Origin of the sequence: Streptococcus suis (genome assembly GCF_002964045.1) — a bacterium.
Lineage (GTDB): Bacteria > Bacillota > Bacilli > Lactobacillales > Streptococcaceae > Streptococcus > Streptococcus suis_U.
This window is the reverse complement of the sequence record NZ_POPB01000474.1, coordinates 1-308: the sequence shown is the minus strand read 5'-3', so window position 1 is coordinate 308 and position 308 is coordinate 1. Positions and strand designations below refer to the sequence as shown.

At 40.9% G+C, this 308-nt stretch carries 1 pseudogene; it reads right to left on the bottom strand.

The annotated features are described in order from the left end of the window. Window positions 1-131: 131 nt before the first annotated feature. Window positions 132-308: pseudogene (locus tag C1E99_RS12120) on the bottom strand (FAD-containing oxidoreductase); the annotation flags it as partial.

Genomic DNA, 308 nt, shown 5'->3' with positions numbered 1-308 from the left:
AAAAAACCGCCCTTTCGGACGGTCATAGTCAACCAACAAAATATGGTCACTCGATGATCTTGATACTAGTCTAGGAAACGAAGCCGCAGATTATACTTGAGTATAGGCAGACAGTTTCCCTCCCTAAAGTATTAAAAATTAAAAACATCATTCAAATTCTCAGCCATAGTCGGATGGGTGAAAATCTGCGTTTTGAAGTAGGTATAAGGAATCTTATTGTCAATCGCCATAGCAATCAAGTTAATCAGCTCCTCTGAATTGCGACCAAAGAGAGTCGCCCCCAGAACAAGCTTCGTTTCCTTATCCAC